General features: G+C 33.6%; 10 protein-coding genes and 1 other RNA gene. 2 read left to right on the forward strand and 9 right to left on the reverse strand.

All coding sequences use genetic code 11. The features are described 5' to 3' along the window. Window positions 1-72: 72 nt before the first annotated feature. From rnpB to F5ESL0233_RS03695, 3 genes are all read right to left on the reverse strand, one after another. Window positions 73-440, reverse strand: an RNA gene (rnpB, locus tag F5ESL0233_RS03685) — RNase P RNA component class B. Between the two features lie 26 nt (window positions 441-466). Continuing rightward, window positions 467-907, reverse strand: a complete 441-nt coding sequence (locus F5ESL0233_RS03690) for a DivIVA domain-containing protein (RefSeq protein WP_122058791.1) — start codon at window positions 905-907, stop codon at window positions 467-469. A 97-nt stretch (window positions 908-1,004) separates the two neighbouring features. Continuing rightward, window positions 1,005-1,565: a DUF1273 domain-containing protein gene (locus tag F5ESL0233_RS03695; protein WP_122058793.1), complete on the reverse strand. Its 561-nt coding sequence runs from the start codon at window positions 1,563-1,565 to the stop codon at window positions 1,005-1,007. 69 nt (window positions 1,566-1,634) lie between these two features. On the opposite strand from F5ESL0233_RS03695, the gene recU reads away from it, so the two are divergent. Together recU and F5ESL0233_RS03705 are read left to right on the forward strand one after the other, a co-directional pair. Beyond that, window positions 1,635-2,285, forward strand: a complete 651-nt coding sequence (gene recU, locus F5ESL0233_RS03700) for a Holliday junction resolvase RecU (protein ID WP_090091947.1) — start codon at window positions 1,635-1,637, stop codon at window positions 2,283-2,285. After that, window positions 2,266-4,623 carry a transglycosylase domain-containing protein gene (locus tag F5ESL0233_RS03705; protein ID WP_090091948.1) on the forward strand — a complete coding sequence of 786 codons (2,358 nt, stop codon included), beginning with the start codon at window positions 2,266-2,268 and terminating at the stop codon, window positions 4,621-4,623. The genes recU and F5ESL0233_RS03705 overlap by 20 nt, the downstream gene beginning before the upstream one ends. Before the next feature lie 38 nt (window positions 4,624-4,661). Here the strand turns inward: F5ESL0233_RS03705 and nth are convergent, their stop codons facing one another. The 6 genes from nth to addA all read right to left on the reverse strand — a co-directional run bounded on the left by nth (window position 4,662) and on the right by addA (window position 14,269). Further along, complete coding sequence (nth, locus tag F5ESL0233_RS03710; RefSeq protein ID WP_090091950.1) at window positions 4,662-5,306, reverse strand: endonuclease III; 645 nt, start codon at window positions 5,304-5,306, stop codon at window positions 4,662-4,664. Further along, the gene (locus F5ESL0233_RS03715) at window positions 5,306-5,941 is read right to left on the reverse strand and encodes a DnaD domain protein (protein WP_118906880.1); all 636 of its coding nucleotides are present in this window, start codon (window positions 5,939-5,941) and stop codon (window positions 5,306-5,308) included. The genes nth and F5ESL0233_RS03715 overlap by 1 nt, the downstream gene beginning before the upstream one ends. 75 nt (window positions 5,942-6,016) lie before the next feature. After that, window positions 6,017-7,315: an asparagine--tRNA ligase gene (gene asnS / locus F5ESL0233_RS03720; RefSeq protein WP_122058795.1), complete on the reverse strand. Its 1,299-nt coding sequence runs from the start codon at window positions 7,313-7,315 to the stop codon at window positions 6,017-6,019. Window positions 7,316-7,380: 65 nt separating this feature from the next. Then, entirely contained in the window at window positions 7,381-7,860 is a 480-nt protein-coding gene (locus F5ESL0233_RS03725; RefSeq protein WP_122058797.1) for a hypothetical protein, read from the reverse strand. Next, a complete protein-coding gene (locus F5ESL0233_RS03730; protein WP_122058798.1) occupies window positions 7,847-10,639 on the reverse strand; it encodes a helicase C-terminal domain-containing protein in 2,793 nt (930 codons plus the stop codon). The genes F5ESL0233_RS03725 and F5ESL0233_RS03730 overlap by 14 nt, the downstream gene beginning before the upstream one ends. Window positions 10,640-10,657: 18 nt before the next feature. Then, the gene (gene addA, locus F5ESL0233_RS03735) at window positions 10,658-14,269 is read right to left on the reverse strand and encodes a helicase-exonuclease AddAB subunit AddA (RefSeq protein WP_122058800.1); all 3,612 of its coding nucleotides are present in this window, start codon (window positions 14,267-14,269) and stop codon (window positions 10,658-10,660) included.

The following is a 14,269-nucleotide window of genomic DNA, read 5'->3' on the forward strand; positions in this document are numbered from 1 at the left end:
AGTTATCTCTTTCATTTTAATTTCAAAAAAAGCGTTGAGCCCTTTTAAAAGCTCAACGCTGCCTGTACAAATTTCTATAAGCCACGTTCTGTACGGGTAATTTTGGCAAAATTACCTTCAGCAGCCATCTATCTTTACTATCAACATAGTAATCTAACCTTTAGTTCATTTTCTTAGGTTAAGACGCCCCCACCAAATTTGGGTTGCACGCTCGCAGGGTTTACCTCGTTCCACCAATAATGTTTCCACTACTGCTACGTCACTGTGGCACTTTTCAGAATATTCATGCATATTAAAAAAACTTAGCACTTTTTTCGCCGTAATTATAAAAATTCTTTAGTTTATTGGACTAAATACGAGCACTACAAGCATCTCAGCTTGTGCGTGCGTGGACTTTCCTCAGCTCAATTATAAAAATCAAACCGCGACTGCTCAAAATTTGTACTATAAAAAATTATAGCAAAGCTTACTGCTTTTGCAAACCATAAACTTGTCGTTCTAAGTTATAAACTTTACGTTCAAGAGCTGAGATACGTTGAATGATTGCCATGTTAGTAGAACTTTCTGTTTGGTTAGTTTCGCTATCACTAATTGAAGTAAATGACGGATTTCGACTGTGTTTTGGAGTATAAGTACGTACAGCTTCATCGGTTGCTTTTGTTTGATTAGTTTCTTTAGAAAACTGGTCTTTTTGCTTTTCTTTTTGTTGATCAGCCATTAGTTGGCCTTGTAATTTTCCGATTTGACCATATAAATCTTCAATGAGCTGTTCAAAAGTATCGTAATCAGCAATTACAATATCTAAAAATGCATCAACTTCATCGGGATCAATACCTTTAACTTTAGTTCTAAATTGTTTTTTTAAAATATCCTGTGTAGATAACTGTATATCATTTAAATCAGCCATGAGAATGCAACTCCTTTATCGTTATAATTTATTTTAGCAAAAAGTTGTTTAGCTTAAAACTTAAACGATAATTTTAGGCAAACTTTTATAAATTTTATTAGAATTGATTTTTTTCCTGATCACGATATTCTTCAGCAGCATCTTGTAAATCATAAAAATCAATTAATTCAAGTGGATAGTTTGTAGTTTGTTGATAGTTACGAATTAAGTCATAGTCATATTTAGCTTTCCCAGGATATTCTGCGTCATATACCATTAAAGCAGCATCAGTATGTAAAAGCATAAAATTTTGATAATTTCTAAGTTGGACTACGTCATAATAAGCTTGATTTGAAGTTGATGCAAAGAAGTCAACTTTTTGCGTTAAATTAATAAATTTAGTTTGATTAGTTTCGTTCCACCTATGAGCAAAATCTTCGTAAGGAGTGATGATTGAAACGCGTAAGGGATATTTTTTACGTAGTGCAATTGCTAATTCACAGGCCCATTGCTCTATTCCGAGGTTAGCACCAGTAATTACCCAATCAAGCTGTCCATTTTCAAGTAAATTAACCAAACGAGTTTGCAAGACATTTTTGATGATTTTTATTTTTGGATCTTGATCGTTAAAGGTATTTAATTCAAAATTTCGATATCCAGTAATCCAAAGACGTTGCATAGTAAAAGAGATAGCTCCTTGTTCAAAAACTTTTCTATTATTGCTATAATGCTAACAGGAGTGAGATAGATGGTCAAATATCCAAACGGTACTTTTGCCGCATTTCGTAAGTCTGTTGGAGATCCTACATTTAAAAAAAATCAAAAAAGCAACAATTATCGTAAAAATATAAGCTTTTCTGATCGTGGCATGACTCTAGAGCAGATGATTAACGAATCAAATAAATTTTATCGTCTTAAAGAAATTGCGGTTGTACATAAAAAACCAACCCCTATTCAAATTGTAAAAGTTGACTACCCTAAGCGATCAAGGGCCGTAATTAAAGAGGCTTATTTTCGCCAAGAATCTACAACAGATTATAATGGTGTATACAATGGCTATTATTTGGATTTTGAAGCTAAAGAAACTAAAAATAAAACAAGTTTTCCTTTAAAGAATTTTCATGAACATCAAATTGTTCATCTTACAGAATGTTTAAAACAAAAGGGAATTTGCTTTACAATTATCGGCTTTACTAGTTTGAACCGATATTTTGTCACTCCAGCCAATATGATTGCTAAAGCTTGGTGGACCCAGAATAAGAGTTCAGTAACATTAACAGAAATTGAGGAATGGTCAGTCGAAATTGAAAACGGTTTTCAACCTACCCTTCCGTATTTGGAAGCCGTGGATTATTTTATCGCAGATAGGAAATCGAAGAATGGCAAATACAAAATATAAACGTGTATCGCGCAAAAATTATCGGCAAAATCGGCCTAAGCCAATATGGCGGCGGATAATTAAGTGGGCATTTTTAGTAGTTTTTCTGATTTTATTATCGGGTGTAGGCTTGTTTGCCTATTATGCCAAAGATGCTCCCAATATTAGTCGCTCACAACTAGAAAGTGGTGGTTCTTCAAGTCTATATACCACTGATGGTAGATTTTTACTGTCGCTTGGTTCAGAGAAAAGAATCTATGTCAAAGACAGTCAGGATTTACAATTATTAAAAGACGCAGTTGTCTCGGTTGAAGATAAACGATTTTATAAGGATAAATTAGGCATCGATCCCATCAGAATTGCTGGATCAATGTTAACAAACGCTAAAAGTAATAGTATTTCAGCCGGTGGGTCTACTATTACACAGCAGTTAGTTAAGTTAACTGTTTTTTCAACTGATGCTTCGCAACGTACTTTAAGGCGTAAAGCTCAAGAAGCTTGGTTAGCGATGCGCGTCCAGCGTGAATATACCCATGATGAAATTTTAGAGTTTTACATTAATCGTGTCTATATGAATTATGGTAATTATGGTATTGGGACTGCAGCTAATTACTATTATGGTAAAAAAATTGGTCAACTTGACTTAGCCCAAACGGCTCTATTAGCTGGTATCCCTAATCGCCCTACAGCATATAATCCTTATGTTTATCCTAAATATGCTAAATATCGGCGTGATCTAGTTTTAAAAGCAATGCTTGATAATAACAAAATTACGCAAAAACAGTATGAGCAAGCTACCAAGGAAAGTATTAAAAAGGGTTTAAAAGCACATAATCAACGTAAACAATCCAATTTACGTAAAATAGATGATCCTTATATAAAGGAAGCAATTACCGAAGTCAAAGCCAAGGGCTTTGATCCTTATCGTGACAATTTAAAAATTACTATTAATATTGATCAAAAGGCCCAAACTAAGTTATATCAATTAGCAAATAACGGCTTAGTCCCCTTCACTAATGATCAAATGCAAATAGGAGCAACTGTAATTGATCCAAGTAATGGACATGTAGTGGCAATTTTGGGAGGCCGCCATTTACCAGCTAGTGTTCAACTAGGCTTAGATCGGGCCGTACAAACTAGTCGTTCTACAGGTTCGTCAATTAAACCAGTATTAGATTATGCCCCGGCTATTGAGTATTTAAATTGGTCTACTGCCAAAATATTAGATGATAGCAAATACATTTATCCTGGCACTAACGTTCAATTATATGATTGGGATAATAAATATGATGGAGCAATGACGATGAGGCATGCTTTAGAGCAATCACGAAACGTGCCTGCTGTTAAAACTTTAGCAGAAGTTGGAGTTAGTCGAGCTGCTAAATTTGCCGCTAACATGGGTATTAATGTTCCTAAAGACTCAGGTTTATCTGTAGCAATTGGTGCTCAAGCATCTAGTCTGCAAATGGCTGGGGCATTTAGCGCCTTTGCTTCTATGGGGATTTACCATAAGCCACAATTTGTTTCTAAAATCGAAACACCTGATGGGTTAACTAGAAACTACGATTCTGCTGGAATTCGAGTTATGAGTAAATCTACTGCCTATATGATTACGGATATGCTCAAAGGTGTAATTAAACATGGGTCTGGTACTAATGCGCAAATTAAGGGACTTTATCATGCTGGCAAAACCGGTTCGGTTAAGTATTCTGAACAAGATTTAGCCCGTTATCCAGGTTATGCAGCAACCCCCAAAGACTCTTGGTTTGTTGGCTATACCCAGAGATATTCAATTGGGGTTTGGACAGGCTATGATAACCTACGCGATGGGACAATTTCGGGAATTGGTCAACAATCAGCACAATTATTTTACAAAAATATGATGTCATATTTAATGCAAGATAAAGAAAACACAGACTGGCAAAAACCAAATTCAGTTATACGAGCAAGAATTGCCCGTAATTCTAACCCACCTGAAGTTTCGCCAGCTGGTGATTGGCAATTATTTGTGAGAGGTCATGCCCCAGTAGGAATTATTGATGACAGCAGTTCTTATGATGAAGATGACGAAGAAACTAATATTAATCGTTCTAATTCTACTAGTACAACTCAAAATTGGCATGAAAGTGATCAACATATAAACGGTGCGACTACTCAGTCGAATACCAATCAGCATAATTCTAATCGTCAAGCTAAAGATTATTACCTCAAAGAGCCTGATGAAAGTCATGCTCATAGCAGCTCTGATTCTGGAGCTAATGATGCTAATAGTAATAAGCCAAAGCAAGATAATGATGATGCTGCAGATAATAGTTCACCTACTAATGAATCTAAAAATCAGCATAAAAGTCAACATTAAGTAAAAAGAGTAACAATAACTATATTGTTACTCTTTTTCTAATGTATCGATTTTTGTTTTAGCTTTAAATAACTGTATGGGTCATCTTTGTCACGTGCTGTCATCGAATAACGGCCAAATAATATCATTGCATGGTGGGTATGAATCCATTCATTTTTAGGTAAAATTTGTTCAAGTCGCTTTTCAATCTGAAGTGGTTTGGCATTTTGGTCAACAATATGAAATCTTTTAGCGATTCTAGCCACATGTGTATCAACAGCAATTGCTGGGACACCATATCCGTCTGCCAAAACAACATTAGCAGTTTTTTCACCAACTCCGGGTAAAGTAACTAATATTTTTTTGTCTGGTGGTATTTCACTATGATATTTATTAACTAAAATTTCTGCCATAGCTTTTAAATGTTTGGCTTTAGAATGATAAAGTCCTATTTGAGAAATATGTTGTTCGATTTCGATAATTGAAGCTTGCGCCAAGTCTTTGGGCGTAGGATAATCTTGCATAAATTTCGGCATAACACGATTAACCATCTTATCAGTTGTTTGCGCGCTCATTAAGACTGCACATAATAAATGAAATTTATTGTCCCAGATTAGTTCGCTTTTAGCATCTGGATACATTTCATTTATAGTTTGCAAAACTTGACGGGCTTGCTTTGTACTTAATAATTTATCTTGTGCCATTAACGATTCCTTTGCAAAAAGTTTTGAACTTCATTACTTGTCTTTAAGTTATGTCGTTGCCAATTTAATAATATGCGATCAACATATTTGAGACTATATGCTTGAGCTAAAACCGCCTCGCGTAGGGCCAATCTGATTATTTCTGGATCATAATGATCAACTCTTAGCCAAGCTGAAATTTCTTCTCTTTCAATTGGACTTAAATAACGTCCAAATTCAATTTCAAATTGACGCAGTAACTTGTTTAAAGGGCTATTATCTATTTCAGTTGTGGGCTTAGCATGATTAGAATTTGCTGCTGTAATGTTCACACGCAAAACCTCATCTAATTTATCGTAAATTTGATCAAGATTATAACAATTGTAAATTCTCCCTTTATTATCAGTACTTTCATCGATTGCTAAATATTTTTGCTCAATTAACTTTTGAATTAAACTAGCAATTTCAGTAGTTGAAAAATTGGTATTTGCAGCTAATTCTTCATTAGAAGGAAAATTATTTCCTTTCTGGGCAAACATTTCAAGCTGAATGATTAAAATCATTTCAGCATCGCTTATTTTAAGCTGAGGATAATAAGCGATTAATCCATTCGAAATGGTGGTAAACCCTAAATTACGATAGTTATTGTAATGCAATATAATTTTCTCCTTTTAAAAAATTGGGCCAAAATAATTTTAGTCCAACTTTTTAAAATATTCACTTTTCATGTTTTATGGCTGAACACGATTAATCATTCTTGGAAATGGAATTGCTTCACGTACATGGTCTAATTTACATATCCATGCAATCACACGTTCAAATCCCATTCCAAATCCAGAATGAGGAACACTACCATATTTACGTAAGTCTAAATACCAACTATAATCATTTTCGTTCAGTCCCGCTTCAGCTATTTGTTGCCGTAAAGTTTGATAGTCACTTTCTCTTTCAGAGCCACCCATAATTTCTCCGTATCCTTCAGGAGCTAAAACGTCAGCACATAGGTATTCTTTTGGATTATCAGGATTTTTCTTCATATAAAATGGCTTAATTACAGTAGGATAATTTACGATAAAGAATGGACGATCAAACTTTTCAGAAATAAACGCTTCATCCGGTGCACCAAAATCATCGCCCCATTTAAAGTCACGTCCAGCTTCTTGCAGCATTTTAACGGCATCATCATAAGCAAGTCTAGTGTAGTGACCTTGAGCAGCCGGTTCTAATTTTTGCGGATCACGTCCTAATAGTTCTAATTCATATTGACCATGTTCCAATACTGCTTTAACCACGTATGACAGAAAACGCTCTTGAATATCTAATGATTCATCCTGATGCATCCAGGCCATTTCTGGTTCCATCATCCAAAACTCAGTTAAATGACGTCTTGTTTTTGATGCTTCAGCTCTAAAAGTTGGTCCAAAGGTAAATATCTTATCAAATGCAGCGGCACCAACTTCTCCATATAGTTGTCCAGACTGTGATAAGTAGGCATCCCCACCAAAGTATTCTGTATGGAATAATTCAGTTGTACCTTCAGGTGCAGAATGCATAAAAATCGGAGCATCAAATTTCACAAATCCTTCTTTTTCAAAGAAATCTATTGTTGCTTTGTAGATAATATTTCGAATACGCATAATAGCAAACGGCCGTCTACTTCTTAGCCATAAGTGGCGATGGTCCAATAAGAAATCAATCCCATGCTCCTTATTTCCAATTGGGTAACCTTCGTTATTGGTAACTACTTCCAAATCAGAAATTTGAATTTCATAACCAAAGTGGGATCTTGAATCTTCACAAACCGTTCCTGTAATATAAAAACTGGCTTCTTGATGTAATGATTTTGCTGTTTCAAAAACTTCAGCAGAAACATTATCTTTACGAATAACTCCTTGGAAAAAAGCTGTACCATCTCTTAACTGTAAAAATGCTATTTTCCCACTGGAGCGCTTATCTGTTAACCATACGTGCATTTTAACTTCTTCGTTAACATGCTTGTCGCAATCTCTAATTGAAATTAATTTTGTCATAAATCTTGTTTCACTTTCCATATCTTATCAATTTAATAATACCAGAGATTTGATTAATAATCGACTTAACCTAGCAATTTCCCATTTTTAAATTCATACAATTGATAGGTATATCTATTTGCTTGATCTTTAGCTGTAACTTCCCAAACAGCTTTTTTTTTGTACCAACCAAGATTAACTTTAATTATGCTATAATTTGCCCTTTTACCAGAAAATTTATTGCGAACCACATGTTCACTGACTCCTTTATTAGCTGGAAATAAATAAGCTTTTTTTGATCCTGGTAAGTAAATAAAGTAGTAACTTTGTTTTTTGGCTTGTCCTTTAAGTGCATAGCTATTAATACCACGATTTAAATGGTAGTTTTTTTCAATATGCTTTATTGGCGTTTTTGATAAAGCAAGGGCATTTATTTCTTGAACCTGACTTCGTTCTGGCTTACTTGCTTTATAAAAAATTGCTAATAGTAAAAAATATAGCACTATAATTATCGCGGTCAACCATGCTAAAAAAGTTATTGCTTGTTTTGTATCATCTTTTATCATAATTATCTAACTTATTTCGTAATTTATTCAACTTAATCTTTTTAATTTTAACAGGAATGGCATCTAAAAAATTAATACCATAATCCATATTCCATATTCGTGTATCTAGGATTAGAAACTGACCATGATCTTTTTCATTGCGAATTAAACGCCCCATTCCTTGTTTAAACTTGATGATGGCTCGTGGCATTGTATCGGAAGCAAACACATTAATGCCTTGACTTTGTAAATTTTTTTGTCTTAGTTTTACACTTGGTTGATCAGGTGATTCAAATGGTAATTTTGCCACAATAACAAGATCAATACTGCAAGTATGAAAATCAACCCCTTCCCAAAAACTATCAGCGCCAATAATTATTGCCTGTTGAGCAATTGAAAAACGCTTAGTAATTCGATTATTAGAACCGGATACACCTTGTGCTAATATCTCAAAATCACGTAAAGCTGGTTCATTCGCTATTGCACTAAATACTTCCCTAATTTTATCTAGATTAGTCATTAAAACTAAAACATGATGCTTAGTTTTTAGACAGCTTACTAAAATTTGCGCTAACTTTTCGTCAAAATTAGTGCTGGAAATATCAGGCATATCGGTAACTCCCAAAACTTCCAGATTCTGTTTTAACTCAAAGGTGTTAGCTCCAATATAAGTTTGCGGTTTTAAATTGGCTAATGCTAATTGCTTAATAATAAAGGAAAAATCATTATTATTAGTCAAAGTAGCACTGACAAATAGAATATGATCAAAACGTTCATAAATTTGATTTAATTCGTTGGAAGCGTCGAGCATCATCCAGCTTAAATTTACACTTAACGGATCTTGCGGATTGGTCAAAGTTATTATAAAGCCCTCATGCTTTAAGAGATTTTGTTTATGTAGCAAATCTGATAGTTGATAGCTTTGGGTAATGTAAGAATCTAATTGATCAATCTGTGTCGTTAAATCACCTAATAAGGCTTCCTGCTCAATACCAGAACTATCAGTTTCGCTGTACAATTTAAATATAATTTGATTAGTTTGTTGGCGAACATCTTCTAGTTTTCGCTGGAAATTAGCTATTTCCTTTTGAAAACCACTATTTTGTGGGAACAAATCAGCTGCTTGAAAACTAAGTAGCAAATTACCATTGGCTAAAGTATTACTGCTTACAGCTAGTGCTTTTTTACTATATAAGGAACGTTGTAAGTTAGTAATTGCTTCAATTAATGATAAAATTGCAGGGTTTAATTTCTCCAATAAAAAGTTAAACTGAACATCACTGCCATATTGATTTAAAATGCTATCATCGGCATAGTAAAGCAAATTACGTAAATGATTTAGTTCACCCCAAAGTGATTCAAACTGAAAAGAATCATTTCTAGAATTAATGACGTTTTCATTAAATCGATGTGCTTCATCGATTACTAGGTATGGATTTTGCCCCCAAATCGTATCATGATAATGATTAGCTAAATAAGCATGATTAGTTACTAAAATATCAGCAGCTTCTTGTCGTTGTCTAGCTAAATTCCAAAAATCAACTTTTGCAAAAATACTCCCGACACGAGCATCACCTGGATGACTAATTTTAGCAAATAACGGTGCATGATAGGTGGTTAATTGTAACTCATCTAAGTCACCAGTTTTAGTTTTAGTTAGCCAAACCAAAATTCGCATTTGCAAAGTTAAAGTTACCCGATTGACAGTTCGATTTTGGTATAAACTTTGATAAAAACCATCTAAGTCTAAGTAATGATTACTAGATTTGACTATCTCAGCTTGTAAATCTAAATTAGTAACTTTTAATAACTGCGGTATTTCTTGATTAATTATTTGATCTTGTAGGACCTTAGTTGGCGTTGAAATTACTAATTTTCGATTTGTATAAAGACGATATGAATAAGCAAACAAATAAGAAAAAGTTTTGCCTGTACCATTGGGGGCTTCAACTAAGAAGGCTCTTTGTTGCGGATCTGTGATAAATTTATTTATTTGGTTAATTAAATTGACTTGCGGTTGCCGATAATTAATTTTACCCTTAAATAAGTTATTTTTGCTTTGATCACTTAGAGGAAAAGTAACGTTAGTAGCATTATTAGTTTTGTTACTAATCACTTGTTGTTGCAAAATAATATGTTGGACTTGTTGGTACTGCTTTGCTAAAGGCCGTTTTTGCTTACGCAAATTATCCGCAATTGTTGTAAAAATCCATGCTGTATCTCTAATTAGCCCATGAGCCAATGAACTAAGTGTATTTAAAGTGGCTTGGGGCAGTTGTTCTAACGCTTGAATACTTTTAATTAGTAAAATAGCTGTGCTATAAGCATCAGAGTCGGCTTTATGTGGGTTTTGGTGCTTAATTCCCAAGTGACTTGTTAAGTCACTTAGTTTATATGAAGGCATAGTGGGAAAAGCAATTTTTGCAAGTTCAACAGTATCAATTGCCTTATTAGTCAGCGCATCATAACCATGTTGAATAAGTTCGTAATTTAAAAAAGGTAAATCAAAATTGACATTGTGCGCTACAAAGATAGTATTTTTTAGTATTTTCATGATTTTAGGGGCATAGTAATTAAAATCTGGTTGAGTTGTGACATCTTCATTGCGAATATGGGTCAAATTTTGTACGGCTATGGGAATCTCGCAATGAGGATTAATCATAAAAGAATATGTTTTTACTACTTCCATTTTTTTTATGATGGCACAGCCAAACTGAATGATATGATTATTTTCTTCATGTTGTGTACCAGTAGTTTCCAGATCGACTACTGCAAAAGTGTCATTCATAAATGAAACCATATGTTCTTTCTTGCCCCCCTATTTGACTTCAACTATCTTTTGCGCATTAAGTAAAATAAGATATTTATGCTTAACCTTTTTATTTGCAAAAGAGTTGAGTGCTTGTTCATATAAGCGTAATTGTCCCGTGTATTTATGCTTAACTTTTTCGATTGTTTCATCTTGATGATTAGGGTCAATATAATCAGTTTTATAATCAAACAATATTATGCCATCATCTTGGATAAAGTAACCATCAATTGTCCCATGAATTAGAATTTTCGCATCAGGATCACTGAAATCACTAAATAAAGTACTAGCAGGAATTAAACTTGAAAACTCTATTTCACGTTTTAAATTATGCGGATTTTGCCAAAACTCTTTAGCAAAATCACTGTGAACAAACCAGTTAATTTGATCTTGATTGAGACTAGACACGATATCGGGATTAAGTTGATGATGTTTAATTAAATCTTTAATCTCTTCATCAAGTTGCTCCTGATCGCCACGACCATTGTAATCATAATATTGTAAAAGCAAATGCATAGCCGTGCCGATTTCAACTCCGGTAAAAGTTGTTTTAAAAAGAAATTTTGGTTTTGTATCAATTGGTTGTAAATAGCGGTTAGTAGAAGATAAAAGATGAGCATTTTCAAGTTCCGTATCTAAGGGATCATTGAAGGCTTTTTTAATTTCAGAAACTGACTGGTAGGCAGTTGTTTGGCTAGCATCTTTAAATGTATATGAAAAATCATATAATTTTTGGGCCGTTCGCTGCAAAAGTTCTGGACTGTAATTTGCTTTTTGCTTTGTATTAATCTTTTCATGAACCGCTTCAACTGTCTTAGCTTGCTTATGATAATTTACAAAAATAAAATCTTTGCTGAGATCAAGATACATATTAAGATCATTTAATGATAAACTGGAGCATTCCTTTAAACCAAGTGCTGGACCAATAAAACCTAAGGGATTAGTAACGGTTAGTTTATCATTTAATGATATTTTGTGCTGTTTTGCTTTTCGATGCCATAGCTCAATATTTTGCTCAAAATTACTAATTTCAGCGGTTAAAATCAACTTTTGCCTTGCCCTAGTCATGCCAACATATAAAATACGTGCTTCTTCTTCTAAAAGTTGTTTTTCTTTAGTCATATTATCAATGGCTTTGAGCAAAGTATCGGCACAATAATGATTGCGTTGAATAGTAAGTCCAACATTGTCAGCAGTGATGATGTAGTCGCCACTTATATCACGTTTTTGAAAGCGATGATGTAATCCAGCATAAAATACAATTGGAAATTCCAATCCTTTGGAACCATGAATTGTCATAAGTTTAACCGAATCATCAACTTCATTTGTTAGCAATGGTTGTGCTAAATCCTTTTGACTACGACGCATGCGTTCAATAAAATTGATGAATTGATACAATCCTTTGAAACCAGCGCTTTCATATGAACTCGCACGCTCATAAAGAGACTCTAAGTTGATGCGCCGCTGCTTGCCATTAGGAAGTGCAGTCATAATTTCTAATAAATCAGTTCGCTCATAAATGCTCCAGATTAATTCAGAAATACGATGATTGACAGCAAATTGGCGTAAAGAAGCTAATTGATTTAAAAAAATTTTTATCTTTTGACTAAGTTCGTCATTAATTGCAACATAAGCAGTTAGAGCATTATAAAACGTAACTTTTTTGCTATTTATACGAATTTTTGCTAAATCTGGTTCCTTAAAATTAAACAAGGGAGAACGTAAAACGGTCACTAAAGGGATGTCTTGATCTGGATTATCAATGAGACGCAAATAATTCATAATAATAGTCAATTCTATGGTTTGAAAATAATTTTTAGCATCAGTGACTAATAATGGAATATTCTCATTAGCAAATTCTTGCATCATAGCTAAATTATCACTGCGACTTCTAGTTATAATTGCGATATCACTATATTTAAATGGTCTCTTTTGACCCGCTTTTACATCATAGATTTGTAAATTTTCTTGTTTAAATTGTTTGATTCGACTAATAATCATTGCAATTTCGGTAGAATCAAAAGTTTGCTCATCATTTTCTTTATCGTCTTCTGTTTGGTAATAAAGAAATTCTGTTGCTTGAGCTAAATCGGCTGGATAATATTGCGCTCCAAAAGTTAATTCCCCTTCTTTTGCATAATCAATGCCACCGAAATCAGGGGTTAAAATGTTATCAAATACTTGATTAACGATTTTAATAATCGGTTTAGTAGAACGAAAATTATCAGCTAGTAAAATTCGTTTTTGTGTTTTATTTTCGACAGTTTCTTCATATTTACGTAAAAACAAACTCGGATCGGCTTGGCGAAAGCCATAAATTGACTGCTTAACATCCCCTACCATAAAAAGAGTATTATGTTTGTCCTTTTTAATCAATTGTAAGATATTTTCTTGTAATTGATTAATGTCTTGATATTCATCAACCATAATTTCTTTAAACTTATTTTGATAAAAAGAACGAGCCATAGCTGAACTAGATGTATCTTGACTTAGAATTTGATAAGCTAATTGTTCCATATCACTGTAATCAAGCAAATTTTGGGCCCTTTTTAGTTCATTAAACCGGTTAATTAAGGCCGTTTCTGCTTTAGTAATACCCAACATTATTTGCTGGCCTTGCTTTAAGATACTTAATTGTTCTTGTTCATCAGTGGCATAAAAAGATGTAAAGGAGTTGAAAACTAAAGTATTGGCTTCACTTTTTAATTCTGCACATTCATCAATAAAGTCTAGAATATCTTCATCCCATTTTTGAGATTTATTAAATCTTGAAAACTCACAACTGCGCAGATTTTCACGTTGTAAATCGTAATCATAATCTTGCTTTAGGCTAGTTAAATAATTATCAAGACCTCGTTTAAATAGCGTAAAGCTTTCTTTTACTTTCTTGAGCTCTTTAGTTTCAATGATACTAGTAGATAAATAATGATTGATTTTTTCCCTTAATGTTGAAAAACTTTCAAAAAGATAAGGTTTAACTTGTTCTTGCCATAATGGTGAAGTTATTAGGTTAGCTTTTACCTGATACTTTTGGGGTAAATTCTTTAGCCAGGCAGCATAGTCAGGCTTAGCCATTGCATAATTATATAAATCCAAGAGTAAATTACGGGCTGTTTCTGCATCGCGATCTCCTGCAAAATTATTATAAAAAGCTAAGAAGTCTTCATCATTATTGGTTAGAAATTCATTTTCAATCTCATGCAAAGCACGTTCACGCATTAAGCTAGCCTGAGTTTCATCAGTTAAAATACTAAAACTTGGATCGAGGTCAATAACGTAATAAAAGCGATGAATAATATCTAAACAGAAAGCATCAATTGTTGAAATATTTGCTGCATCAATTAAATTAAGCTGTTGCCGCAAATAACGTTGCTTACTTGGTTCGGTAGTTTGGTTTAATTCAGCTTGAATAATCATCTTAATGCGATTTTTCATTTCTTGAGCAGCAGCTTTAGTAAAGGTAACGACCAGTAGCTGATCTACGCTAATTCCACCTAATATTTCTTGCAGTAAACGTTGAACCAAAACGGTGGTTTTACCACTACCAGCAGACGCTGAAACTAATATATCGTGTTCTTTTAGAGTAATTGCCTGCTTTTGCTGATTAGTATAAGAAGTCAC

Source organism: Lactobacillus sp. ESL0233, from assembly GCF_003692995.1.
In the GTDB taxonomy this organism is placed as follows: Bacteria; Bacillota; Bacilli; order Lactobacillales; family Lactobacillaceae; genus Lactobacillus; species Lactobacillus bombicola.

What these genes read in the sequence shown, in the direction of transcription:
- F5ESL0233_RS03725 (WP_122058797.1), bottom strand. Translation starts at nt 7,860, where the DNA reads ATGATAAAAGATGATACAAAACAAGCAATAACTTTTTTAGCATGGTTG.
- F5ESL0233_RS03730 (WP_122058798.1), bottom strand. Translation starts at nt 10,639, where the DNA reads ATGGTTTCATTTATGAATGACACTTTTGCAGTAGTCGATCTGGAAACT.
- nth (WP_090091950.1), bottom strand. Translation starts at nt 5,306, where the DNA reads ATGGCACAAGATAAATTATTAAGTACAAAGCAAGCCCGTCAAGTTTTG.
- recU (WP_090091947.1), top strand. Translation starts at nt 1,635, where the DNA reads ATGGTCAAATATCCAAACGGTACTTTTGCCGCATTTCGTAAGTCTGTT.
- F5ESL0233_RS03695 (WP_122058793.1), bottom strand. Translation starts at nt 1,565, where the DNA reads ATGCAACGTCTTTGGATTACTGGATATCGAAATTTTGAATTAAATACC.
- F5ESL0233_RS03705 (WP_090091948.1), top strand. Translation starts at nt 2,266, where the DNA reads ATGGCAAATACAAAATATAAACGTGTATCGCGCAAAAATTATCGGCAA.
- asnS (WP_122058795.1), bottom strand. Translation starts at nt 7,315, where the DNA reads ATGACAAAATTAATTTCAATTAGAGATTGCGACAAGCATGTTAACGAA.
- F5ESL0233_RS03690 (WP_122058791.1), bottom strand. Translation starts at nt 907, where the DNA reads ATGGCTGATTTAAATGATATACAGTTATCTACACAGGATATTTTAAAA.